Origin of the sequence: Pragia fontium DSM 5563 = ATCC 49100 (assembly GCF_900112475.1) — a bacterium.
GTDB lineage: Bacteria > Pseudomonadota > Gammaproteobacteria > Enterobacterales > Enterobacteriaceae > Pragia > Pragia fontium.
In genome coordinates this window covers 351,488-377,368 of record NZ_FOLW01000002.1, presented here as the reverse complement: position 1 = coordinate 377,368, position 25,881 = coordinate 351,488, and the positions used below count along the sequence as shown (strand labels likewise).

Below are 25,881 nucleotides of genomic sequence, written 5' to 3'. Positions count from 1 at the left end.
CGATTTATCAGGCCAGCATTACACCAACTTCAAGATAAACGGCTGCTGTTTAAGCTGACTCTGAACCTCTGCCGACAATCCTTTGTCGGTAACAATATTCGTCAATGTATTCAGCGGTGTCACGCAAAACAGTGAGTAAGCACCATATTTACTGCTGTCAGCCAACAACACGCGCTTACGCGCGTTGGCGGCTAAGTCCTGCTTCAATCCGGCTTTCTCTTCCGTTGGTGTGGTAATCCCCCGCTCCAAACTCCAGGAGTTACAGCTAATAAAAGCAATATCAGGATAGATATGACGTAATAAACGACGACCGTGATCGCCAATGCAGGACTGACTGCTATCATCAATCCGCCCACCGATGATGGTGACTTCGATTTGCTTAAACCCCGACAGAAACAGGGCAATATGTAAATCTGCGGTAATCACCCTTAGCGGTAAATGAGTTAAATTACGTGCCAATTCCATCATGGTGGTGCCGGCATCCAACACCACAGAATCACCGGCTTTTACCATGCTGGCCGCATGTTGGGCAATAGCCTGCTTTTCATGTTGGCTACGGTGAATTTTTTCATTGGTAGTGGGCTGGTTGGAAATAAAACGATCGAGTGTGACGCCGCCATGACTGCGAATAATCACACCCTGTTTATCCAACTTAATTAAATCGCGGCGAATCGTCGCCGGAGAGGCATCAATAGCAGCAACTAACTGTTCAACGGTAACCAGATTATGGCTTTTCAGGAAGTCCATAATCTGGTCAAGGCGACTTTGTCCTTTCATAGCACTCGTATAAATCAGGCAAGTTTCAGAGCTAGCTCCATAGATATCGCCATGCTCTCAGATTTGGCTTTGCCTGTCCATGCAATATCAAAGGCGGTACCGTGATCCGCCGAGGTACGGATGAACGGTAATCCGGCTGTAATATTTACGCCGTCATGGAAACCCAGTAGTTTTAGTGGAATATGCCCCTGATCGTGATACATCGCCACCACCATGTCATAACGCCCTTCATTGGCTTGCAGGAATACCGTATCCGGCGCACACGGCCCATAAACGTCTATTCCTTTGGCCTTCATGGCGTCAATGGATGGCGTGAGTATGTTAATTTCTTCATCACCAAACAGGCCATTCTCTCCAGCATGAGGGTTTACTCCGGCGACGGCAATACGCGGATTCGGGAAGCCCACGCGCTTCAGGAAGGTATCCGCCATGCCAATCACCGTTTCAACCCGATTTCGGTTCAATGTATCAAGGAATTTACGCAACGAAATATGCGTGGTGACATGAATCACCTTTAAGGTATCGGTATACAGCACCATGGCATAATCACGGGTATCGGTCAGCTTCGCTAACAACTCTGTATGTCCCGGGTATAGATGTCCGGCAGAATGCAACGCCTCTTTATTTAATGGTGCTGTAGCAATCGCCTGAACTTCCCCTGCCAACGCCAGTTCTGTCGCACGTTTAACGCAACGATAAGCCAGATCCCCCGCCTGTGCCTGAACCTTACCCGGCACTAACTCTTGCGGATTAGCTAACGGCTCATCCAGAACGTGAATCACCCCCGGCGTAAATTTCGCCTCTGACACGCGTTGAATTTCTCTGAGTTCAACCTTCGGCACAATACCCAAAGCCTGTACCCGACGTAGCGTATACAGACAGCCAATTACCACCGCCGGTGCACCAGACAACGAACCTTCTGCCATGGCTTTAATAATGATTTCCGGACTGATACCGGCAGGATCACCCATTGTAACGGCAATTGTTTTACTACCCATGGTACATCTCCTCAATATAATAAATAGCGTCGCTCAGTGCGCTGTCTGCACCAAATCCCCCGGCCTTAGTAATGACCGGCAGGTCATCAATGTCGCTGTTAACAAATGCGCCACAAGGAATACAGGGAGAGACTTCACCGGAAATTCGATATCCTTCGGCATTCAGTGAACGGGCCACGGCAATGGCAATATCGCCACCGGTCAAAAACAGGCCACCAATTTGCGATAACGCCAGTAATTCCAGAGTAATCGAACCCAGCGTTGCGCTGATCTTGTCGCCCAATTGTTGTCGATTAAGCTGATAGCGCTCACACAGTTGGTCGATCATTTGGCGAGCGGCTTCATCCCGGCAGGTACGCAATACACAATGTCTGCGTTCATGTAATACTTCTGCCGCTTGTTCAATAATCTGCTTCATTACGCTGCGGTTATCCGCTTGCAGCAGTTGTTCGACATCAACATCAATGATACCCAGTGCTTTTTCTCGCTGAGCGTAGAGAATCTGTTTACGGGTCGCCTCACTCATTGAGCCAGCGACAACCAGCACCGGCAGCTTCTGCCGGTCTTCCAGATACAGAGAGGAAGGTAAAGCGCCAGCAAGTCCTGCGGCTCCCACCAGCAAATAAGGCTGGGGAAGATGCACCAACGTATCCGCTATTGCAGAAAGATCGCTTTCTACTTCAGCATCCAGTACCACAATGCTTTCCGGCCCTTCAGCTAAACGAATAAGTGTATCCACCAGCGCAGGGGAACGAACCTGAGACATAAAAACTTCATGAATCGGTAAGCAACTTTGCTGGCCGATAATATCTTTGATGCGTGATGAGTTAATCGGTGTTTTCGGATCGCTGGCAAACTCAGTCTCTACGAGCGGAATCCGATTAACCAGACACATTCCACCGAGGGTGACGCGTCCCGCAGCCGGGATAGCGGCAGCGACCAACGCAATCTTCGCCCCACAGGCTTTCATCGCCGCCTCAATTTCCGCGCCTACATTGCCGCGGAAAGTCGAGTCAATCTTCTTATAGACCTGTAGTGATGAACCTTGGGTATTTATCGCCCGAGTGACCTTTTCGGCAGCCTGATGAGCTGTATCAGCTCGACTTTCGGTGTTGATCACCAATACATCCGACTTATGGTGACGTAACGGTTTTTCCTCTAGCAGGACATCGGTTCGGGCACCTTTTTTGGCCAACTGAACACCGGTATCATTGGCGCCAGTAAAATCATCGGCAATCACCAGCATTCTCATCTTAGTTTTCTCCGGCCAGTTTTGCTTCACGTAGGGCATTGCGTTTCACTACCCAGGAAGTCAATATCGGTACCAAAATGGCCGTCGTAATCACCGAAGCGGCAATCAATGGCGCAGCAGCATTGGCGACTTCGGCAAGTGACGGATCGGCAGTTGCGATGGCTAACGGCGTTGCAACCGCATTACCAGCAGTACTTGATGCTGCCGCACCAGCGACCCCGGTGCCACCCACTAAGCGATCCGCTTTAATATTAAAGAAGCCACCAACCAATGTGGTTAACACACCCAACGCGATACCCGCCAGTCCACCTTTCACCAGCATATGCAGGTCAATACCGGCCCCCAGGGCAAAAGCAAAGAATGGGATCAACAGAGGGCCACCTTTGGTCAGGAAATCACGCATCTGTGGATCCAAGTTACCGAGAATCATGCCCACAACTAAAGGCACCAGTACCGCCACCAATGCCATAATAGGAATGTTTGCCATACCCGCGGCCCCTAGGGCAATCATGGTAAAGAATGGACCATCATTCAGGGAAAGAATCGAGATTGCGCCGACATCACGCTCATTGCCAAATTCACCTACCAGCGCGGCGTATAATCCACCATTGGAGTTACTCATCGCGGCGATAATCGCCAAACCGGTTAAGCCAAACAGACCATCAGCGCCAAAAAAACGTTCAACTGCGAGTCCAATCACCACCGCTACCAACAGCTTGGTCAAGGTAATGGTACCGCCCTGCAATATGGCGTGAGGTGCCGCTTTAACGCTGATACCCGCCCCCATACACAATAGAAATGCCCCGATTAACGGCGCTGCACCACCTTTAAACAACGCAGTGGTAAAGCCACCAATATTGAGCGCTTCCGGCGCAAACGTATTGATCATGGCTCCCAGTACCAGTGGAACCACCATCATACCGCCAGGGATCTTCTCAATCGTTTTTTTAATATTCATAGTACCCTCAGCAAAATGATTTTTATTATTCATAAATGATTATATTTAATCATTGACATTAAACTGTGATCTCTACTGCACTTTACATATTTTTGATTATTTAAAATCAGAATGATTAATAAAAATCACACATACCGTAAGACAGCCCAGTCCTCCACAATGGATTGACCATAGCTTTAATAAACGACTCACCGCGGAATTCTCTTAAGGAAGGAACATCACCAGGAATGACAAAACAATAAACTAAACGGTATTTCCGTCTCTCTTTGTTCGTATGTTGTTGTGCTATATAACAATAAAAAATATTAAATAATATTCACATCAACAACCTCTCTGTAATGACGTAAAAGAGCAATATAAATAACCAAGAAATAACTTTAAATAATAATATACCACCCCACCGGCATCACACTAATGGGCGCATGAAATATGATACAATGACACAGCTATAAAATATTAAAAAATAAGATAGAAGTCGCAATTAACCACACTAACCCAACGATTACCTTTTCAACTAACGTACTGATAAACAATGGCTTTACAAATCAAATTATGAGACTCATCTCCCATGTTTTTATTTAATCACCCATATTTTCCAACTCTGTTTTTTTATCCTTTCCCGTAATAAAAATATCAATTTTTTAGCATGTTGAGCTATATAGCGTCTATTATATAAATACCAGAACTAACTCACAGTTTTAATCTGGTAGTTAAGTAAGGTTAAATGAGTAATTTATTAATATCGTACTATTATTTAACGATATTATATTTTTTAGGCTATTTAAATTTACCGCCAGCTAAAAATAAATTTGGGGAATATGGATGTCAGATCTTATCGACAGGGCTGTTATCCAACAGCTAACTTCAGGCCATTATGCCGACCCTTTTTCCATATTGGGTATCCATAAAACCCACCATGGATTTGCTATCCGAGCCTTTGCCCCTAATGCCCAGCAGATCAAGGTATTAGATAAAGAGAGTCAAACAATACTCGCGGTATTGGAGCAAACGGAGCAAACGGGTTTCTTTTCCGCCACCCTATCTCCGCGGAATACCCCCTATCGCTATCAACTCTTAATTGATTGGGGAGAAACCCAACAAGTCATAGAAGATCCCTACCGTTTTGGCCCTCTACTTCAAGAACTCGACACTTGGTTGCTGGCTGAAGGTACCCACCTGCGCCCTTATGAACGACTTGGCGCACACCCAACCCGAATGGATAATGTCGACGGTGTCACTTTTACCGTATGGGCACCTAATGCCCGGCGAGTATCGGTGGTTGGTGAATTTAACTTCTGGGATGGTCGCCGCCATCCGATGCGTCTGCGTAAAGAGAACGGTATTTGGGAACTGTTTCTCCCTCATGTGCAAGTTGGACAGCTGTATAAGTATGAAATCATTGACTGTCACGGCCAGACCATACTGAAAGCCGATCCCTATGCTTTTGCCGCAGAAATGCGCCCGGATACCGCATCACGCATCGCTCAATTGCCAACGCGCGTCGTGATGTCGGACCAACGTCGCAAGGCTAATGATTTCTCATCGCCCATCTCCATCTACGAAGTACACCTCGGTTCCTGGCGACGCCATACTGATGATAATAGCTGGCTTAGCTATCGGGAATTGGCCGACCAGCTCATCCCTTACGTTAAATATATGGGATTTACCCATATTGAACTATTACCGATTAACGAACATCCGTTTGATGGGTCATGGGGATATCAACCAATTGGTATGTATGCCCCAACCCGCCGATTTGGCACTCTGGAAGATTTTCGCTATTTGATTACTACCGCCCATAAAGCCGGTATTAACGTATTGCTTGACTGGGTTACCGCCCACTTCCCCGATGATGCCCATGGATTAGTTCAATTTGACGGTACCGCTCTGTTCGAATATGCGGATCCGCGTGAAGGCTTTCATCAAGACTGGAACACCCTGATTTATAACTACAGCCGTCATGAGGTTTGTAACTATCTGGCCGGTAATGCCCTTTACTGGATTGAACGCTTTGGCCTTGATGGACTACGAGTTGATGCCGTCGCATCCATGATTTACCGCAACTATAGCCGCGCCGACGGGGAGTGGATTCCCAATCAGTACGGTGGTAAAGAAAACCTTGAAGCCATCGAGTTTCTACGCCACACCAATAAAATTATTGGTACCGAGTGCCCTGGGGCCATCACTATTGCGGAAGAATCAACCGATTATCCCGGCGTGACGCTACCACCAGAAGCAGACGGCCTCGGCTTTCATTACAAGTGGGATCTGGGCTGGATGCACGACACGCTGGACTATATGTCGCTGGATCCGGTGTATCGCCAATACCACCATAATCTTATGACCTTCGGTATGTTCTATGCCCATACCGAAAACTTTATTCTGCCGCTATCCCATGATGAAGTCGTGCACGGTAAACGTTCTCTGCTAGGCAAAATGCCGGGAGATACCTGGCAACAGTTTGCCAATCTGCGCGCCTATTATGGCTTTATGTGGGGTCATCCCGGCAAAAAGCTGCTGTTTATGGGTAATGAATTTGCTCAGGGACGGGAATGGAACCATGATGCCAGCCTTGACTGGCACCTGCTTGACCCCATTCAAGGCGGTTGGCATAACGGCATACAAGATTTAGTACGCGACCTTAATCACTGCTATCAGCAACAGCCTGCGCTATATCAGTTGGACTACGCGCCAGAAGGCTTTGAGTGGTTGGTGGTAAATGACCATGAAAACTCAGTTTTTGCCTTTGTACGCCGTGATGCCGCAGGCAATGAAATCATCGTCATCAGCAATTTCACACCGGTACTGCGAGAAAACTACCGCATCGGCATCAACCAGCCGGGGCACTACCAAGAGATACTGAATACCGATTCTGCATTTTATCGCGGCAGTAATGCCGGCAATCTGGGTGGCGTTCACAGCGAGCCGCTGCCATCGCATCATAAAGAACATTCGCTGAATTTGGTTCTTCCCCCTCTTGCCACCCTCTACCTACAGCGGGAGGGCTAATGGAGCAGAGTCATACTCAAATACTCGCTGGCGTCCCTTATCCTCTCGGTAGTCACTTTGATGGTAAAGGGGTTAATTTTGCTCTCTATTCTGAGCACGCAGAACGGGTCGAGCTCTGTTTGTTTGATGATAAAGGCGAAGAGTTAAGACTCCTGCTGCCCGAATGCACTCATCACGTTTGGCACGGTTATCTGCCCGGACGGCAACCCGGTTTGCACTATGGCTATCGGGTTTATGGGCCATGGGATCCACAGCAGGGCTGGCGCTTCAATCCGCAAAAGCTACTGATTGATCCCTATAGCTTGGCGTTAAGCAGTAAAGCTATTGATAGCCCGTGGTTAAGTGACGGTGGCGCAGAGCCTGACCCGCAGGACAGCGCCGAGATTGCCCCAAAGAGCATTGTGACTCATGAACCCTATGACTGGCAGAACGATACCCTGCCTGACATTCCTTGGGCAAAAACCGTGCTATATGAAGCCCACGTCCGCGGACTGACCAAAACCCACCCGGATATTCCGGCTATTTTGCGCGGCACTTACGCCGCAATAGCGCATCCGGTGATGATTCAGTACTTGCAGAAACTGGGGGTTACCACGCTGGAACTGCTGCCGGTTCAAATGCATCTCGATGAACCGCGACTGCAAAAGCACCGGTTAACTAACTACTGGGGCTATAACGTCCTGGCACCTTTTGCGATTGAGCCGGACTATTGGTCTGAGCGCGCAGGTAGCACGCCACTGTCCGAATTTCGCGATATGGTTAAAACCCTGCATCAGGCCGGTATTGAAGTGATTCTCGACGTGGTGTTTAACCACACCGCGGAACTTGATCTTTCTGGCCCAACGCTATCGTTACGGGGAATTGATAACAGTAGCTATTACTGGCAGAAAGAAGATGGCGATTATCATAACTGGACCGGATGCGGCAATACCACTCGTCTGACTCACCCTGCCGCCATGCAATGGGTGCTGGACTGTCTGCATTTTTGGGCCAGTGAATGCCATATTGACGGTTTCCGCTTTGATTTAGCCAGCGTATTAGGACGAACCCCGGCGTTTTCCTCTGGCTCACCATTGCTGACTAAAATCGTTCAAGACCCAATCTTATCTAAACTAAAGTTGATTGCTGAACCCTGGGATATTGGCATCGGTGGCTACCAGCTTGGTCACTTTCCACAACCCTTTGCTGAATGGAACGATCGCTTCCGCGATGATATGCGTCGTTTCTGGCTGGAAGGCTCAATGTCGCTGGGTACATTTGCCTGCCGCTATGCGGCTTCCAGCGATATCTTTCACCATAGCGAACGTTTGCCCTCCGCCTCGGTGAATAAAATCACCTCTCATGATGGCTTCACCCTGCGGGATCTGGTCAGCTTTAACCATAAGCACAATGAAGCCAATGGGGAAGATAACCGGGATGGTAGTAACAGTAACTACAGTAACAACCACGGTATTGAAGGCTTGCACGCTGATGAGTCAACCCTGTCACGTCGCTCCACCAGCGCACGGGCTCTGCTCAGCACATTGTTGCTTTCTCAAGGAACGCCCATGTTGTTGGCCGGCGATGAACAAGGAAATAGTCAGCAAGGTAATAACAATGCCTACTGTCAGAACTCCCCGCTCAGTTGGCTTAACTGGATTCAGGCCGATGAAGAACTCATCGCATTCACCGCTGGCCTGATCGCCCTGCGGAAAAAAATTCCTGCGTTAACTACTGAAAGCTGGTGGTCTGGCGAAGTTACAGCAGAAACCCAAAGTAAAGACGTCGATTGGCTTAATCAGCAAGGTGCCCCCATGTCGCCGGAAGAGTGGCAGCGTGGAGAACACCAACCGCTACAAATTTTGTTGTCCGGTGAGTGGCTGGTGATAGTTAACCACTGCGACAGTCAACAAACCCTGACGTTACCATCAGTAAACTGGCGCGTAACAGCGCCGTTCTCACTGCGAGAAGTATCTGTTACAGAAAACCAGTGTACTGCTGAACCCCGTAGCATCAGCGTATTACATCAAGATAAGAAACACATTTAATCACGCCGTTTGGCGGCTTATTGGCTCAATTTATCGTATAGGAAGTGAAGATGTCTGGAGGAAAAATGGTTAAACCTGATACAAATCATCAATTGATGTTGGCAAGGCAGCTACCTAAGCAGTCCGTGGCATTAATTCTGGCCGGAGGGCGCGGTTCACGACTCAGAGATTTAACCTCCAAACGAGCAAAGCCAGCGGTACATTTTGGCGGTAAATTCCGCATTATTGATTTCGCCTTATCCAACTGTATGAACTCGGGTATCCGTCGTATTGGTGTACTGACCCAATACCACTCCCATTCTCTGGTACAGCATATTCAACGGGGCTGGTCATTTCTAAATGAAGAGATGAATGAATTTGTGGATTTACTCCCCGCTCAACAGCGTGAAGACCATGACGGATGGTATCGGGGCACCGCCGACGCAATTTATCAAAATCTGGATATTATCCGCCGCTACAAAGCGGAATATATTGTTATTCTGGCCGGCGATCACATCTATAAGATGGACTACTCGCGCATGCTGCTAGACCACGTGGAGAAAGGCAGCCAGTGTACCGTGGCCTGTATCGCCGTTCCCCGCACTGTCGCCTCCGAATTCGGCATCATGGCGATCACCGAAGATGAGCGTATCCTCAATTTTCTGGAAAAACCGGCTGACCCACCCGCTATGCCCGATAATCCCGACATGTCATTAGCCAGTATGGGGATCTATGTTTTCAACGTTCAATATCTGTATAAGCTGTTGGAAGAAGAGAGCCTTAACATGGAAACCCACCATGATTTTGGTAAGGATCTGATTCCTAAGGCGGTATCTCAGGGCGTGGCTTGGGCTCATCCATTTAATCTCTCTTGCGTCACATCAGACGTCAATGCGGAACCTTACTGGCGTGATGTCGGAACCATTGACGCCTACTGGAGCGCCAACCTCGATCTGGCCTCCATCACACCTGAGCTGGATATGTACAATAAAACCTGGCCAATCCGTACCTATATGGAACCCTTACCACCGGCGAAATTTGTGCAGGATCGTTCTGGTAGCCACGGTATGACCATGAACTCACTGATTGGTGCCGGCTGCATCGTGTCTGGCTCAGTGATTGTCAACTCGGTGCTGTTTCCCCGAGTTCGGGTGAATTCATTCTGTACCGTTGATTCCGCCGTATTGCTACCGGACGTGTACATTGGCCGCTCCTGCCGGATACGCCGCTGTATTATCGACCGCGGCTGCATTTTGCCTGAAGGATTAGTGGTGGGAGAAAATGTGGAAGAAGATGAGCGCCGTTTCTGCCGCTCAGAAGGCGGTATTGTGCTGATTACTAAAGATATGCTGTCAAGGCTATAGTTAAATAAAACCGAGGTTGGGTTGATGCCCCCAACCTCTGATAATCATTAACGTTTATCAGCTATGCTTTAATCAACAACAGAGCATCAATCAGGGTTATGAAGACATATTCAAACAGGAGTTATGATGCGAGTTTTACACGCATGTTCCGAACTATTTCCCTTATTGAAAACCGGAGGTTTGGCCGATGTGCTTGGCGCCCTCCCCAACGCGCAGATAGCCGCAGGTGCCGAAGTTCGGCTGCTGATGCCCGGCTTTCCAGCACTGTTGCAAGGAATTGGCAAAACCTCGATAGTCAGTGAGCAAAATACTTTTGCTGGCAAAATAACCCTACGCTACGGGGTTTATAATCACGTTGGCATCTATCTCATCGATGCCCCCGACCTTTACCAACGCCCAGGTAGCCCTTATCACGACGGCGATCAACTCGAATATGCCGATAACTATAAACGCTTTGCTCTGCTTGGTTGGGTCGCCTGTGAACTGGCCTGCGGTATCGATTTCTATTGGCAACCGGATGTGGTACATGCCCACGACTGGCACGCCGGACTCGCCGGTGCCTATCTTGCCGCCCGAGGTTACCCGGCTCGCTCGGTATTTACCGTGCATAATCTGGCCTATCAGGGCAATTTCTCTGCCCGTCATCTACATGAGCTTGAATTACCATCCCACTTTATGCAGCCGGAAGGGTTGGAGTTTTATGGCCAAATCTCCTATCTAAAAGCGGGTCTGTATTACGCTGATATGATTACCGCCGTTAGTCCTACCTACGCGCAAGAGATCACACGCCCGGAATTTGGCTTTGGTATGGAAAACCTGCTTAACCAGCGTAAACAACATGGCAAGCTGATGGGAATCCTCAATGGCGTTGACTACAACATCTGGAGCCCACAAAAAGACCAACTGCTACCCGCTGACTACAGCCCCAGAAAAATGGCCGGTAAAGCTGAATGCAAAGCCACACTGCAAACTCAGGCAGGCTTAACCATCACGTCAGAATTTCCCCTATTTGCCGTCATTAGTCGGCTCAGCGGTCAGAAAGGTCTGGACTTACTGCTGGCTGCGCTACCTAAACTACTGGAGTTTGGTGGTCAGTTGATGTTGCTGGGCAGCGGCGATGCTGATTTACAGAACGCTTATCAGAAGCTGGCTAAACAGTACCCGAAACAGGTTGCGGTTAAAATTGGCTATGACGAATCCTTCGCCCACCAAATTATTGCCGCCGCCGATGTCATTTTGGTCCCCAGCCGTTTCGAACCCTGCGGCCTGACGCAACTTTATGGTTTGAAATACGGCACCCTTCCTTTGGTGCGACACACCGGCGGATTAGCCGACACGGTTGTTGACTGCTCTCTGGAAAATCTGGCGGATAAAACCGCCACCGGTTTTGTCTTCCGCGACAGTCAAGTTGATGAATTACACGATGCCATCCGTCGGGTATTTGCCCTGTGGTCAGAACCGGTGAAGTGGCGCCGGGTGCAGCGTCAGGGCATGGAGAAAGACTTTAGCTGGCACATTGCCGCGCAACAATATTTAGCCATGTACCAACAATTAGGTTAATTTTTCTTATTGTGTTGAAACATTGAACAGTAACTTAACGATGAACTGACATGACCTGTTGTTATCGACAAGGATAAGGGCATCGGGAATCAAGCCTACCGCTGGAAAAAACAACGGTAGGCCTCCGAGGCAAATCATGGATTTACCCTTAACACTAACTACATTAAATATGGATAAAAAACATGTCTTCACAATTTAACTTTGAAACACCAGAAGAACGCATCAGAAATCTGAAAAATAGCATTCAGGAAAAATTGAAGTTTGTTATTGGTAAAGAACCTGCCCTAGCCACAGAACACGACTGGCTAAACGCCATCTCTTTTTCGGTACGCGACCTGATGGTTGAGCGCTGGCTACGTTCAACCCGCGCGCACTTTTCACAGTCAGGTCGTCGGGTGTCCTACTTATCCATGGAGTTTTTAATCGGCAGAACCCTCTCCAACTCTTTATTGAATTTGGGCATTTATGATGACTTAGCTCAGGCCCTCGATAGTATGGGGTTCAATCTGGAGCAATTAATCAATGAAGAAAACGACCCCGGTCTGGGTAACGGTGGTTTGGGGCGTTTAGCCGCCTGCTTCCTTGATTCTTTGGCTACGCTGGGTCTACCGGCACGCGGGTATGGTATCCGTTACGAATACGGCATGTTCAAACAAAATATCGTTAACGGACAACAGGCAGAATCACCGGATAACTGGCTGGAATACGGTAATGCCTGGGAATTTCCACGCCATGACATACGCTATCGGGTGTTCTTCGGTGGTCGAGTTCAGACTGAGGGAAAAATTTCCCACTGGGTTGAAACCGAGGAAATTCTGGCCTGTGCCTATGACCAAATCATTCCCGGTTATGATACCGACGCCACCAACACCTTACGCCTGTGGTCGGCACGGGCCAGTGACGAAATTAATCTGGGTAAGTTTAATCAGGGCGATTACTTTGCCGCAGTAAAAAATAAAAACAACTCTGAAAACGTTTCCCGCGTTCTCTATCCTAATGATTCAACTTCCTCAGGCCGCGAACTACGTCTGTGTCAGGAATACTTTCTGGTTTCCGCCACACTACAGGATATTCTACGCAGCCATTGGCTCCTGTATGAAACCTATGACAATTTGGCAGACAAAGTTGCCATTCATTTAAATGACACCCATCCGGTGTTGGCTATTCCTGAATTGATGCGTTTATTAATCGATCATCATAATTTTAACTGGGAAGATGCCTGGGAAATGACCATTCGTATCTTCTCTTATACCAACCATACATTGATGAGCGAAGCGCTGGAAACCTGGCCGGTGGATATGATGGGTAAAATCCTGCCGCGCCATTTACAGATTATTTTCGAAATTAATGATTACTTCCTGCGGGTCGTGCAGGAAAACTATCCTGGCGATCCGGAGCTCCTTAGCCGTGTTTCACTGATCGATGAAAGTAACGGTCGTCGGGTACGAATGGCTTGGTTAGCGGTGGTTGGCAGTCATAAAGTGAATGGCGTGTCAGCGCTACATTCTGAATTAATGGTTCAATCGCTATTTGCCGATTTTGCCAAAGTCTTCCCTCATCACTTCTGTAATAAAACTAACGGCGTTACACCCAGACGCTGGTTGGGGCTGGCTAATCGCCCCTTATCAGCCCTACTGGATGAGTCCATTGATAAAACCTGGCGCACCGACTTAAGTAAGCTCTCTTATTTGAATGAGATGGTGGATTACCCTGCGTTTATCGATCAAATCAAACGAGTCAAACTACAGAATAAAAAAGAGCTGGCTACCTATGTAGCCGAAAACCTCAACGTGATTCTTAATCCGAATGCCTTGTTTGATGTTCAGGTTAAACGGATTCATGAATATAAACGTCAACTGCTTAATCTGCTACAGGTCATCGCCCGCTATAATCGTATTCTGCAAGCACCAGATGAAGACTGGGTACCACGGGCAGTGATTTTTGCCGGTAAAGCCGCCTCTTCTTACGTGAATGCCAAGCTGATTATTCAACTAATTAATGACGTTGCCAAAGTCATTAACAACGATGAAAGGATCAAAAACAAACTTAAAGTGGTGTTTATCCCTAACTACAGCGTTAGCTTGGCACAGTTGATTATTCCGGCTGCCGATCTGTCCGAACAAATTTCGCTGGCGGGTACCGAGGCATCAGGCACCAGCAACATGAAGTTTGCCATGAACGGCGCACTGACGATTGGTACGCTAGACGGTGCCAATATCGAAATCAAAGAGCACGTTGGTGATGACAATATCTTTATTTTCGGCAATACCGCGGAACAGGTTGAAGCGCTACGAGCGAACGGCTATGACCCGCGTAAAATTTATGAAAAAGACGTCGAACTTAATCAAGTATTAAGTCAAATCGCCACCGGGGTGTTTAATCCTGAAGAACCACATCGCTACGGTGCGTTGTATGACTCATTGGTTAACTTTGGTGACTATTACCAACTGCTGGCGGACTATCGTTCTTATGTGAACACTCAGGATGAAGTAGATAAGCTTTACCGAAAACCTGACCTATGGGCACGTAAAGCAGCGCTCAACATCGCCAATATGGGCTATTTCTCCTCTGACCGCACTATTTTAGAGTATGCAGAAGAGATTTGGGAAATTGAACCAACCAGACTGTAGTCGGTTGATTATTGAATACCCCAACGCTTAACGTCCCCTGCTCAAACCAGCAGGGGACGTCATTATAGGTAGATTCATGGACAAGCTTCCTCCCAGCCCGATAGTGAGTGATATTCCAGCAACTAACCGAAAGCTCGATCTTGCCGGTATTGCCACCAGCTATATTAACGCCAAAGGGCAACATGAAGTTATCCATCCCGATATTCGGGAACGGCTATTTTCTGCCATGGCGGCATCAGAGACGCAGGTTGATCACAGCGTGATTAGTCCGGTTAAGGTTTTTTACTATGGTAGTGAATATCAACTGATCCTCAATCAGCCCGGTGAATATCAATGGCATCTGCAATTAGAGGATTTATCACTCGTCGCGCTACCTTATGAACAGCCCTATCACGGTGAAACTCAGAGTACCGATATCGCCATCACCCTGCCATCATCTCTACCGCTGGGCTACCATCAATTAATCCTCAATTCCCCCACAGGTAACTGGCAGTGCAAAGTGATTATTACACCTGAGCGCTGCTTTGAACCCTCTTCCCTACTCAACGGCGAGCGGTTATGGGGAAGCTGTATTCAACTGTATAGCCTGCGTTCAGAAACTAACTGGGGAATTGGTGATTTTAGCGATTTAAAACACGCTCTACGGGAAATAGCCCAACGCGGTGGGGCTTTTATCGGTCTGAACCCAATCCATGCGTTATATCCGGCTAACCCACAAAGCGCCAGTCCTTATAGCCCTTCCTCCCGCAATTGGCTGAACATTATCTATATTGATGTGATGGCGGTGCCCGAGTTTCAGCAAAATGAAGCGGCACAGCATTGGTTGCATAACGAGCCCATCCAGCAACGCCTGCGGGAAGCACGCGAAACCGTATTGGTTGACTATCCTCAGGTAATGGCGTTAAAGCTGGAAGGATTAGACCTTGCCTACCAACAGTTTAAACTGTTAGATGAACGCCATGAACGGGTACAGGCCTTCGCCTATTTTCAGCAGAATTGCGCTCAAGCGCTACAACAACAGGCCGAGTTCGATGCCCTACATGGCTGGCTAACGGCAGAGAATAAGCAGATGTGGGGCTGGCCGGCTTGGCCTGTGGAGTATCATGACGCCGCTAATCCAGCTGTGCGGCAGTTTGTTCAGCGACATCCGGATGAGGTTCGCTTTTACGCTTGGCTCCAGTGGTTGGCACATACTCAGCTAGGAGAATGCTTTGCGCTGAGTCAACGTCAAGGAATGGCCATTGGCCTTTACCGAGATTTAGCGGTCGGAGTAGCCGAAGGCGGTTCCGATACCTGGTGTGATAAAACCCTTTATCGTATGAAAGCCAGCATCGGTGCACCACCGGACCCGTTGGGGCCTTTAGGGCAAAATTGGGGATTACCACCAATGGACCCTTTGATTCTCCAACAACGAGCCTACCAGCCCTTTATCGATCTGCTGCGGGATAATATGACTCATTGCGGTGCGCTGCGCATCGATCATGTGATGTCTCTGCTACGCTTATGGTGGATACCTTATGGTGAAACCGCAGATATGGGCGGTTATGTGACTTATCCGGTTGATGACCTATTGGCTATTTTAGCCTTGGAGAGTCAGCGGCAAAAATGTATGGTGATTGGTGAAGACTTAGGCATCGTGCCACCGGAGATCGTCCATAAGCTGCAACAGTACGGTGTATACTCTTATAAAGTCCTCTATTTTGAACAGGCCGGCATTAACCACTTTAAGCTACCGCAAGACTATCCAGCTCAATCGATGGCCACCATTACCACTCACGACCTGCCAACCCTGCGTAGCTATTGGCACGCTGGCGATTTGGAACTGGGAGAATCTCTTGGCTTATACCCGGATAAAGCCACTTATAACGCCTTAAGGCTAAGCCGGGAAGAAAATAAACGGGCGCTGATAGCAACACTAATAGAATGCGGTTTATTGACAGAAAAACCCCAAGATATGTCAATGATGACCGCTGAGTTAAGCTATGCGATTCATCAGTTTATCGCTTTATCCGCCAGTCTGTTGGTGGGGTTACAACCGGAGGATTGGCTAGGTATCGTGATGCCAGTTAATGTTCCGGGCACCACCGATCAATATCCAAACTGGCGCAGGAAGCTTTCTTGTGAACTGCAAGAGATGTTTGAACATCCGGAAGTTAATGAATTACTGAAAGCCGTTCATTCAGGCCGGGAGATCGCTTAAACCCATAGTGACCTAACACCAATAATATGGAGAGATCTAACATGAATATCACCATTGAAACCCGCGAAACCATTACTGTGTATGGCATAAGGCATTGTGGCCCCTATCCACAAATTCACAGAGCCTTTCAGGCAATATGGGATTGGGCTCAGGCTGAAGGAATTACCACCCATATTAAATACGGGGTTGCCATTTTTCTTGATAACCCCAAAACCAAAGCACCAGAACAATGCCGCTCCGATGCCTGCATGCAGCTTGACCAACCGTTACAAGATGAGCAGTTGTCTGAAATTGTCCGTCCGGTAGAGATTACCGGTGGCTGCTATGCCAAGTATCACCATACTGGCTCTTATGCCGCACTGGAAACGGTCTATGACCAATTTTATAATCAGTGGCTGCCCCAAAGTAATTATAAAAAAACAGACCAACCCTCATTTGAGGTGTATTTGAATAACCCGATGAACACACCAGAAGACCAATTGCTCACCGATATCTACTTTCCAATTACCGAAAAATAATTCCGCCTTTTATCCCTGACTATTGTTAGATTGCCAACGCGCATCCCGCTATCAGCCGGATGCGCGTTTGATTTTGCTATTCACTACGGCCTATCGCATTTTCCGCAACCACGGATAAGTATCGTGGCAAAGTGCCGCTATAATTCCCACTAAACCGCAATCATCAATAAAAGCTTAAAATGGAATAGAGCATAATGAAAAAGCCCAAAACCGAACAGGATTATCAAAAACGTATCCGTCATGCCTATGCATTTATTGCCCGTAATCTGGATAATCCGTTAGATATTGGTTTTCTGGCCAAAGAGTCTGCTTTTTCACTCTACCATTTTCACCGTATTTATACGGCGCTCACTGGAGAAACCGTCGCCGACACCCACCGTCGCTTACGGTTAGACCGCGCGGCGGCTCATATTGCACGAGGTTCACTGCCGATTACCCATATCGCTATGGAGGCAGGATATGAAACCCCGCAGTCATTTTCCAAAGCCTTCAAAACCCAGTTTTCCCTGTCACCGGCACAGTATCGCAAGGCCGGTAACAACGCGGACGACTCTCGCCCTAATTTTATCTATCCACCAATACATACGGAGATTATTAACGTGAACATCACCATTGAAACTCGTCAGGAAGAAACGGTTTATGGCATCCGACATAACGGCCCCTACATGGAAATTTATCAGGCCTTTAACCAGCTTTGGGACTGGACTATCGCCAGCGGGCTAGCCCCTCAAGTACGTTATGGACTGGGTATCTATTATGATGACCCTTTAGGTACCGCGCCGGAAAAATGCCGCTCCGACGCTTGTATCCAGTTCAACCAACCGCTAGAAAGCGAACCATCGGACAAACAGATTCAACCGATAAAGCTGGCTGCCGGTCGCTATGCCAAATATCGTCATATTGGCCCCTACTCCACGCTACATCAGGCCTACCAAACTTTTTATGGCCAATGGCTACCAACCAGCGGCTACGAGTGTGCCGACCACCCCGCGTTTGAAATCTATATGAATAACCCTCACGACACGCCAGAGGCCGAGCTGATAACCGATATCTATTTGCCGATTAAAGGGTAAATGAAATATTAGTAAAAATGACGCCATTGGACATAATAAAAATCAGTTAAAAAAGTGCCATAAGTGAATTTTATCTTTTGTCTTTTTTATTGAGCGCTGGAATTCAGCCGACAACTGAATGAGGGAGCACGTCCAGCAAGGATGCGGGACGAGGGGCTGCTTCGTCTGGAACGAATCAGCCCCGGTGCGTTAACCCAAATGAGGGCGGAGGGAAGTCGCACAGCGACCTGAATTCGGGGGCGAAGGCGCGGAGTGCAGAGGCGCTCGCCTTAGCGCCTTTGCTCGGCCACGTGCTCCTATTTTTATTTATTCTCTGTACTAATAGTGGACGAAACTTTCGCTATTATAAAACTTAACTAACAAGAATGGCGCCATTCGGCGCCATAAGACAACCGCAATAAATTACTCTTTTACGCTCTGAAACTCTTTTTCAGCTTCATTAAAACGGTTCAACATATTCTCTGACGGGCCTTTACCTATCTTGCTAAAAACAACAATCGCAATGGCGGCGAAAATAAAGCCAGGGATAATCTCATACAGATTAAACCAACCATATTGTTTCCAGATAAGCACTGTTGCTGCACCGACAACCATCCCTGCCAACGCTCCATTACGGGACATACCAGACCACATCACCGACAATAGAATAACCGGACCAAAAGCAGCCCCAAAACCGGCCCAAGCATAAGCTACCAGACCCAATACGCGGTTTTCAGGATTAGACGCCAACACAATGGCAATTACCGCCACTAACAGCACCATCAATCGACCAACCCATACCAACTCACGCTGGCTGGCATTCTTACGCAGGAATGCTTTGTAAAAGTCTTCGGTTAAAGCACTTGAACAAACCAATAACTGACAACTTAGGGTACTCATTACCGCAGCCAGAATAGCCGACAGTAAAATACCGGCAATCCATGGATTAAACAGAATTTTCGCCAGTTCGATAAACACCCGCTCACCGTTTTGGCTAACGTTACCGGCTAACGATGGATTATTAGAGAAGAATGCAATGCCGAAGAAACCCACCGCCACTGCACCAGCCAAACAGAAAATCATCCAGGTCATACTAATGCGACGCGCATTATGAATCACATGGTGAGAGTCTGCCGCCATAAAACGTGCCAGAATATGTGGCTGACCAAAGTAGCCCAAGCCCCAACCCATTAACGAAATGATCGCCACAAAGTTTAAGCCTTTAAACATATCCAGATATTCCGGATTCTTCGCCGCAATCACCAGCATTGAGCTATCAATACCACCAACGGCAATGATCACCATCACCGGCGTTAAAATCAGGGCAAAAATCATCAGGGAAGCCTGAACCGTATCCGTCCAGCTTACCGCCAGGAAACCACCGATAAAGGTATAGGCAATAGTTGCCGCAGCGCCAACCCACAGGGCGGTGCTGTAATCCATACCAAAGGTACTTTCAAACAAACGCGCACCGGCTACTACGCCAGACGCACAATAAATGGTGAAGAAAATAAGGATAACGACGGCAGAGAAAATACGCAGAACGCGGCTTTTATCTTCAAAACGGGTGGTAAAATAATCCGGTAACGTTAAAGCATTATGGTTAACTTCGGTATGTACTCGCAGACGACCGGCAACAATACGCCAGTTTAAATAAGCCCCGATGGTTAAACCGATGGCAATCCAGCTTTCCGAAATGCCCGACAGGAATATTGCGCCGGGTAGCCCCATCAGCAGCCAACCGCTCATATCCGATGCGCCAGCTGATAATGCGGTAACAAAACTGCCTAAACGACGGCCACCTAAAATATAATCGCCAAAATTGTTGGTTGCCCGATAAGCAGCCAATCCAATCACGATCATTCCCACTATATAGACCACAAAGGTCACTAACATCGGTATGCTTGCGTTCATGCAGCTCTCCACATTCACGTATTTTCTATTATTAAGTTAACGTTTTTATATCGCTGCTACGGGTAGCACTTCTGTAAATTTGGGTTAACTCAGTATTACTTCATCCATTGAAGATGGATCACTTCATCCTTGCTTCAGGTGCTACCTTTCTACTGGTCGGTCCCATTCATCCTAGACAACAAAACAAAAAACCAACAACATATTTAACAAACTAATTACAAAAATATTACACTGGATCACAATTTTGGCATTATTATCCCGAGACCAAAAAATTACTGCCTAAGACTACGCTGAACAAAAGCTTGGAATTATCCATATCTTATCAATAGATTACAAGTTTACGATAGATGTTCCAAAAAAAGCCTTTTCTATAGAATTATTCACCGATATGGATCAAGATCACATAACAGGTGCAACCATATTAAAACAAAGTTGCAACATTAAGGTGTTACCGCCTATTCTCAATGGGCAATATGCATTGATATCAGCATAACCATTTATTGGATTTTCAATTTTTCTCTGTCTCTCTTTTGCCCGCCTTACCATGAATCGATAGCAAAGAGAGTGAACCACAAATAATAACCACCTGTTTAATACAACAGGCGTAGAGGAAGCAGAATGGGAATGACCACGATGGGCGTGAAGCTGGATGAAGCAACGCGCGATAGAATAAAAAAAGCGGCCCAATCATTGGATCGCACTCCCCACTGGCTAATTAAACAATCTATTTTCAACTATTTGGAACAGTTGGAAAATGGCAATATTCCTCTTGAACTTTCAGCCAACGAGAGAGGCAATCCACAGGATAATGACGCCTCACTGGAGGTTATGCCTGAACAGGCGTACCAACCATTCCTCGAGTTTGCCGAAAATGTGCAACCACAATCGGTTAACCGGGCGGCGATTACCGCCGCCTATCGTCCGCCTGAAACAGAAGTGATCCCTCGCCTGCTGGAACAGGCTCGCCTGACACCGGAGCAAAGTGAATCCGCACATCAATTGGCTTATAAGCTGGCAGAAAAATTGCGGAATCAGAAAACGGGCATCGGTCGAGCCGGTATGGTTCAGGGGCTCTTACAGGAATTCTCCCTGTCCTCCTCTGAAGGCGTCGCGTTAATGTGCTTAGCTGAGGCCTTATTGCGTATTCCTGATAAAGCCACCCGCGATGCGTTAATTCGAGACAAAATTAGCAGCGGCAATTGGAACGCCCATCTCGGTCAAAGCCCTTCGATGTTTGTTAATGCCGCGACTTGGGGTCTGTTACTCACCGGTAAGCTGGTCTCTACCCATAATGAATCTCAGCTATCATCCTCCCTTAACCGAATCATTGGTAAAAGTGGCGAACCCCTGATTCGTAAAGGGGTTGATATGGCCATGCGTCTGATGGGCGAACAGTTTGTTACCGGCGAAACCATTTCTGAAGCACTGGCTAATGCCCATAAGCAAGAAGATAAAGGCTTCCGCTACTCTTACGATATGTTGGGAGAGGCGGCATTAACCGAAGACGACGCTCAACGTTATCTGTTCTCCTATCAGCAAGCCATCCACGCAATTGGTAAAGCCGCCAACGGGCGCGGTATTTATGAAGGTCCCGGTATCTCCATCAAGCTATCAGCGCTACACCCGCGCTATAGCCGAGCACAATATGACCGGGTCATGAATGAGCTGTATCCTCGCCTGTTAGAACTAACCCTACTGGCTCGCCAATACGATATTGGTTTGAATATTGATGCGGAAGAAGCCGACCGTTTAGAAATATCGTTAGATCTGCTGGAAAAACTCTGCTTTGAACCCAAACTGGCTAACTGGAACGGTATTGGCTTTGTGGTTCAGGCCTATCAGAAACGCTGCCCATACGTGATTGACTATTTGATCGATCTGGCTCACCGCAGCCAGCACCGCTTGATGATCCGTCTGGTTAAAGGCGCTTACTGGGATAGCGAAATCAAACGCGCTCAGGTTGATGGGCTGGAAGGTTATCCGGTCTATACCCGTAAAGTTTACACCGATGTTTCCTATCTGGCTTGCGCCCGTAAATTACTGGCGGTGCCGGAAGCTATCTATCCACAGTTCGCCACCCATAATGCCCATACTCTGGCCGCTATCTATTATCTGGCGGGTCAGAACTACTACCCAGGGCAGTATGAATTCCAGTGCCTGCACGGTATGGGTGAACCACTGTATTACCACGTAGTGGGAAAACACACAGATGGTAAGCTACAGCGTCCTTGCCGTATCTACGCACCAGTAGGCACCCATGAAACCTTACTGGCCTATCTGGTTCGTCGCTTACTGGAAAATGGCGCAAACACCTCATTCGTTAACCGCATCGCTGACAGTACCATCTCTCTGGAAGAACTGGTGGCCGATCCGGTCAAAGTGATTGAATCTCAATCCCTGTCTGAAGGAGGAATGGGCAAGCCGCACTCGAAAATTCCATTACCGAGAAACCTGTACGGCAGCGTACGCCTCAATGCTAACGGCCTCGATCTCTCTAATGAACATCGGCTGGCCTCACTCTCTTCGGCGCTGCTGTCGGGGGTATCCAACGTTTGTATGGCTCAACCGTTAATTGACGGTGAACTCTCCGCTGACGTTAGCCCGATTAAGGTCTATAACCCTGCCGATCGTCGTGACTGCGTTGGTGAGGTTAGAGAAGCAACCGAGCAAGAAACAGAACAAGCGATAAATAGCGCGGTCAATTTTGCCCCTATCTGGTTTGCTACTCCACCGGAACAACGCGCAGAATTGCTTAACCGCACCGCTTCACTGATGGAAAACCAGCTACAGCCATTAATTGGCCTACTGGTGAGAGAAGCCGGTAAAACCTTCAGTAATGCGATATCGGAAGTTCGGGAAGCCATCGACTTCTTACGCTATTACGCTGAACTGGTACAGCATGACTTCAGTAATGATACTCACCGCCCATTAGGCCCGGTGGTCTGTATCAGTCCATGGAACTTCCCGCTGGCAATATTTACCGGTCAGGTCGCCGCAGCCCTCGCTGCCGGTAATACCGTATTGGCTAAACCCGCGGAGCAAACACCGTTGATTGCGATTCAGGCTATTCAACTGATGCATCAGGCTGGAATCCCACTTGGCGCTGTGCAACTGCTGCCAGGTAAAGGCGAAACCATCGGAGCCAAACTGGTCAATGACAGTCGTATCCGCGGCGTGATGTTCACCGGTTCCACTGAAGTTGCGATGACGTTACAACGTAACATAGCCGGACGATTAGACGCTTTTGGTCATACCACACCGTTGATTGCAGAAACTGGCGGACTAAACGCCATGATTGTCGACTCCTCGGCCTTAACCGAACAAGTGGTGACCGATGTGGTTGCCTCTGCCTTCGACAGCGCAGGCCAACGCTGTTCCGCCCTGCGTATGCTGTGTCTACAGGAAGATATCGCCGATCGTACTATCACCATGTTGAAAGGCGCTATGAGTGAATGTCGCATGGCTAATCCAGACTGTCTGTCTACCGATATTGGGCCAGTTATCGATGAACAGGCCAAAACCAATATTGAAAAACATATAGAAACCATGCGCGCTAAAGGACGCCCGGTTTATCAGGCTGCTTTTGGCAACGATGCCGATCAGACGCTCTGGTCAAAAGGAACTTTTGTTAAACCAACCTTAATTGAGCTAAAAAGTTTCGATGAACTAACCAAAGAAGTATTCGGCCCGGTGCTACACGTTATTCGCTATCGTCGGGAAAACCTTGGTCAACTTGTTGAACAAATTAATGCCGCCGGTTATGGCTTAACCATGGGTATCCATACGCGCATTGACGAAACCATCACGCAAATTACCGAGCGTGCAGCGGTGGGTAACCTCTACGTAAACCGCAACGTTGTCGGTGCGATCGTCGGCGTGCAACCGTTTGGTGGTGAAGGTCTGTCCGGCACAGGACCTAAAGCCGGTGGTCCGCTGTATCTCTATCGCCTGCTATCACAGCGCCCGGAAGATGCCCTGTCCACCGCTTTATTACGCAGTGATAAGCTGCGGCAAGTCGATAGCCAGACTAAAGAAATATTGCTTCAACCACTACAGCAATTTAAACAATGGGCGCAGTCACAGGGCAAAAACCAGTTGGCCGCACTCTGTGACAACTATGCTGACTATTCACAGGCTGGAACCGTTCGTCTGCTAAACGGCCCAACCGGTGAACGCAACAGCTACGCCCTGCTACCACGCCATCGGGTACTTTGTCTGAATAACAACGATATCGATGCGCTGAACCAATTGGCGGCCGTTCTGGCCAGCGGTTGTAAAGCCCTATTAGTGGACAACGCTTTAGGACAGGAACTGTGCCAATCGCTTCCGGATGAAGTTCGTCAACAAATTGGCTTGGTTGCCGACTGGAGCAAAACCGATGTCTTGTTTGACGCAGTGATTTATCATGGCGACAGCGATAAATTACAACAGGTTAGCAAGCAGATTGCCCAGCGTAACGGTCCAATCGTGTCTGTACAAGGTTTTGCCAGCGGTGACACCAACATTCTGCTGGAGAGATTGTTACTGGAACGGGCATTAAGTATCAATACTGCCGCCGCAGGAGGAAACGCCAGCTTGATGACAATTGGCTAACGTATCCGAAGTGGGATAAATATCACTGACAGCATTATTCCACTGTTCAATAAAAAATGGCCGCAGAATTCTGTCGGCCATTTTATTTTTATCACACTCAAACACAAATTAAGCAAATGTCTTCAATTCCTGATTCGCTTTGACCAGCCATTCTTTATGCAGTTTACGGTAGTGTGGCTTCGCCCGACGCGCCATAACGGTAATCGTCTCTAGCTGATGTTTTGCCCCAATCAGCTCACCTTTTTCACGCAGCATCAGGTAATAGCGAAAGCGCGCTTCCGGACCGGTATAGTACTCAACCAACACCCGAAACTCTTCGTCGGCTTTATGCAGATCACCCAATTCCTGTAGCGTTCGGGCATACAGTAAATGACCGTCCTGAGACTGATAATCAGGATTCATCTGAATCAAGGTTTCCAGGGTTTTCTTGCAGGAAACGACATCATGGCTATCAAATTGAGCCTTAGCCAGCTTAACCATAATATCGGGATCGTGGGTAAAAATACCGGTTAAGGCTTTCTGATAATGAACCACCGCCTCTTCCATCTGGCCGATTCGCGCTAACTCATCGGCCAAACGCACATGGTTTTGGCTGGTTTCGGAGATCACCAATTCATCACGCAGCATGCGTACATGACGTTCAGGATCCATCTTGTCATGAGCTTGGCGAATCAGGCGTTTACCATCACGGCTACCCAATAAATCCGGCACTAAAATGGCTAATGCATAAACTGCACAACCGATACCCGGTAAACCAATAATCAGATAGAGCCAATAGCGCTCCTGACCGGTTTTCACCACGTGCACGCCGCACATAATTTGAATAAGAACAACTAAGATAACCGGCACGTTTAGCACTCCTTGCTAAAAAATAGAATAAATATCAACACGGCTATACTAGTGGCGAGATAACACTCTTACAACGATTTAAGCGTATAAAGATGGCAATAAAAAAAATATGAAATTATTTAATGTTCTCTCCTCATTCTTCAGAATTTAATCGCCCATCTTCCATCGGTAACCGATTTACAAACTATCCGCTGACATCAC

15 protein-coding genes are annotated in these 25,881 nt (G+C 47.9%); 9 read left to right on the top strand and 6 right to left on the bottom strand.

What is annotated here, in order from left to right; all coding sequences use genetic code 11:
- Positions 1–18: 18 nt before the first annotated feature.
- The 4 genes from BMZ28_RS04865 to BMZ28_RS04850 are packed head-to-tail and all read right to left on the bottom strand — an operon-like array spanning position 19 to position 3,985.
- On the bottom strand, positions 19–777 hold the full coding sequence (locus tag BMZ28_RS04865) for a DeoR/GlpR family DNA-binding transcription regulator (RefSeq protein ID WP_074821133.1): 759 nt from the start codon (positions 775–777) through the stop codon (positions 19–21).
- 14 nt (positions 778–791) lie between these two features.
- Positions 792–1,775, bottom strand: a complete 984-nt coding sequence (locus tag BMZ28_RS04860) for a D-threonate 4-phosphate dehydrogenase (protein WP_074821130.1) — start codon at positions 1,773–1,775, stop codon at positions 792–794.
- A complete protein-coding gene (gene dtnK, locus BMZ28_RS04855) occupies positions 1,768–3,027 on the bottom strand; it encodes a D-threonate kinase (protein ID WP_074821126.1) in 1,260 nt (419 codons plus the stop codon). Before dtnK ends, BMZ28_RS04860 begins: the two co-directional genes overlap by 8 nt.
- Position 3,028: 1 nt before the next feature.
- Positions 3,029–3,985, bottom strand: a complete 957-nt coding sequence (locus BMZ28_RS04850) for a 2-keto-3-deoxygluconate permease 1 (protein WP_047782578.1) — start codon at positions 3,983–3,985, stop codon at positions 3,029–3,031.
- A gap of 822 nt (positions 3,986–4,807) precedes the next feature.
- On the opposite strand from BMZ28_RS04850, the gene glgB reads away from it, so the two are divergent.
- From glgB to BMZ28_RS04810, 8 genes are all read left to right on the top strand, one after another.
- Positions 4,808–6,994, top strand: coding sequence for a 1,4-alpha-glucan branching protein GlgB (glgB, locus tag BMZ28_RS04845; RefSeq protein WP_074821123.1), 2,187 nt, complete (start codon positions 4,808–4,810; stop codon positions 6,992–6,994).
- Positions 6,994–9,021, top strand: coding sequence for a glycogen debranching protein GlgX (gene glgX / locus BMZ28_RS04840; RefSeq protein ID WP_074821120.1), 2,028 nt, complete (start codon positions 6,994–6,996; stop codon positions 9,019–9,021). Before glgB ends, glgX begins: the two co-directional genes overlap by 1 nt.
- 65 nt (positions 9,022–9,086) lie before the next feature.
- A complete protein-coding gene (gene glgC, locus BMZ28_RS04835; protein WP_047782577.1) occupies positions 9,087–10,364 on the top strand; it encodes a glucose-1-phosphate adenylyltransferase in 1,278 nt (425 codons plus the stop codon).
- A 126-nt stretch (positions 10,365–10,490) separates the two neighbouring features.
- Entirely contained in the window at positions 10,491–11,924 is a 1,434-nt protein-coding gene (gene glgA, locus BMZ28_RS04830; protein ID WP_074821117.1) for a glycogen synthase GlgA, read from the top strand.
- A gap of 182 nt (positions 11,925–12,106) precedes the next feature.
- Complete coding sequence (gene glgP, locus BMZ28_RS04825; RefSeq protein ID WP_047780714.1) at positions 12,107–14,554, top strand: glycogen phosphorylase; 2,448 nt, start codon at positions 12,107–12,109, stop codon at positions 14,552–14,554.
- Positions 14,555–14,630: 76 nt separating this feature from the next.
- Positions 14,631–16,754 carry a 4-alpha-glucanotransferase gene (gene malQ / locus BMZ28_RS04820; protein WP_074821114.1) on the top strand — a complete coding sequence of 708 codons (2,124 nt, stop codon included), beginning with the start codon at positions 14,631–14,633 and terminating at the stop codon, positions 16,752–16,754.
- Positions 16,755–16,795: 41 nt separating this feature from the next.
- Complete coding sequence (locus BMZ28_RS04815) at positions 16,796–17,272, top strand: AraC family transcriptional regulator (RefSeq protein ID WP_074821109.1); 477 nt, start codon at positions 16,796–16,798, stop codon at positions 17,270–17,272.
- A gap of 194 nt (positions 17,273–17,466) precedes the next feature.
- Positions 17,467–18,345: an AraC family transcriptional regulator gene (locus tag BMZ28_RS04810; protein WP_047780711.1), complete on the top strand. Its 879-nt coding sequence runs from the start codon at positions 17,467–17,469 to the stop codon at positions 18,343–18,345.
- Between the two features lie 402 nt (positions 18,346–18,747).
- Here the strand turns inward: BMZ28_RS04810 and putP are convergent, their stop codons facing one another.
- Positions 18,748–20,238: a sodium/proline symporter PutP gene (gene putP / locus BMZ28_RS04805; RefSeq protein ID WP_074821105.1), complete on the bottom strand. Its 1,491-nt coding sequence runs from the start codon at positions 20,236–20,238 to the stop codon at positions 18,748–18,750.
- Positions 20,239–20,856: 618 nt separating this feature from the next.
- Between putP and putA the strand changes: the two genes are divergently transcribed.
- Entirely contained in the window at positions 20,857–24,831 is a 3,975-nt protein-coding gene (putA, locus tag BMZ28_RS04800) for a trifunctional transcriptional regulator/proline dehydrogenase/L-glutamate gamma-semialdehyde dehydrogenase (protein ID WP_074821101.1), read from the top strand.
- A gap of 108 nt (positions 24,832–24,939) precedes the next feature.
- Here the strand turns inward: putA and BMZ28_RS04795 are convergent, their stop codons facing one another.
- Positions 24,940–25,680, bottom strand: a complete 741-nt coding sequence (locus BMZ28_RS04795; protein ID WP_197723519.1) for a hypothetical protein — start codon at positions 25,678–25,680, stop codon at positions 24,940–24,942.
- Positions 25,681–25,881 lie beyond the last annotated feature (201 nt).

Coding starts and splice junctions, on each gene's coding strand:
- BMZ28_RS04865 (WP_074821133.1), bottom strand. CDS start 777: ATGAAAGGACAAAGTCGCCTTGACCAGATTATGGACTTCCTGAAAAGC.
- BMZ28_RS04860 (WP_074821130.1), bottom strand. CDS start 1,775: ATGGGTAGTAAAACAATTGCCGTTACAATGGGTGATCCTGCCGGTATC.
- dtnK (WP_074821126.1), bottom strand. CDS start 3,027: ATGAGAATGCTGGTGATTGCCGATGATTTTACTGGCGCCAATGATACC.
- BMZ28_RS04850 (WP_047782578.1), bottom strand. CDS start 3,985: ATGAATATTAAAAAAACGATTGAGAAGATCCCTGGCGGTATGATGGTG.
- glgB (WP_074821123.1), top strand. CDS start 4,808: ATGTCAGATCTTATCGACAGGGCTGTTATCCAACAGCTAACTTCAGGC.
- glgX (WP_074821120.1), top strand. CDS start 6,994: ATGGAGCAGAGTCATACTCAAATACTCGCTGGCGTCCCTTATCCTCTC.
- glgC (WP_047782577.1), top strand. CDS start 9,087: ATGGTTAAACCTGATACAAATCATCAATTGATGTTGGCAAGGCAGCTA.
- glgA (WP_074821117.1), top strand. CDS start 10,491: ATGCGAGTTTTACACGCATGTTCCGAACTATTTCCCTTATTGAAAACC.
- glgP (WP_047780714.1), top strand. CDS start 12,107: ATGTCTTCACAATTTAACTTTGAAACACCAGAAGAACGCATCAGAAAT.
- malQ (WP_074821114.1), top strand. CDS start 14,631: ATGGACAAGCTTCCTCCCAGCCCGATAGTGAGTGATATTCCAGCAACT.
- BMZ28_RS04815 (WP_074821109.1), top strand. CDS start 16,796: ATGAATATCACCATTGAAACCCGCGAAACCATTACTGTGTATGGCATA.
- BMZ28_RS04810 (WP_047780711.1), top strand. CDS start 17,467: ATGAAAAAGCCCAAAACCGAACAGGATTATCAAAAACGTATCCGTCAT.
- putP (WP_074821105.1), bottom strand. CDS start 20,238: ATGAACGCAAGCATACCGATGTTAGTGACCTTTGTGGTCTATATAGTG.
- putA (WP_074821101.1), top strand. CDS start 20,857: ATGGGAATGACCACGATGGGCGTGAAGCTGGATGAAGCAACGCGCGAT.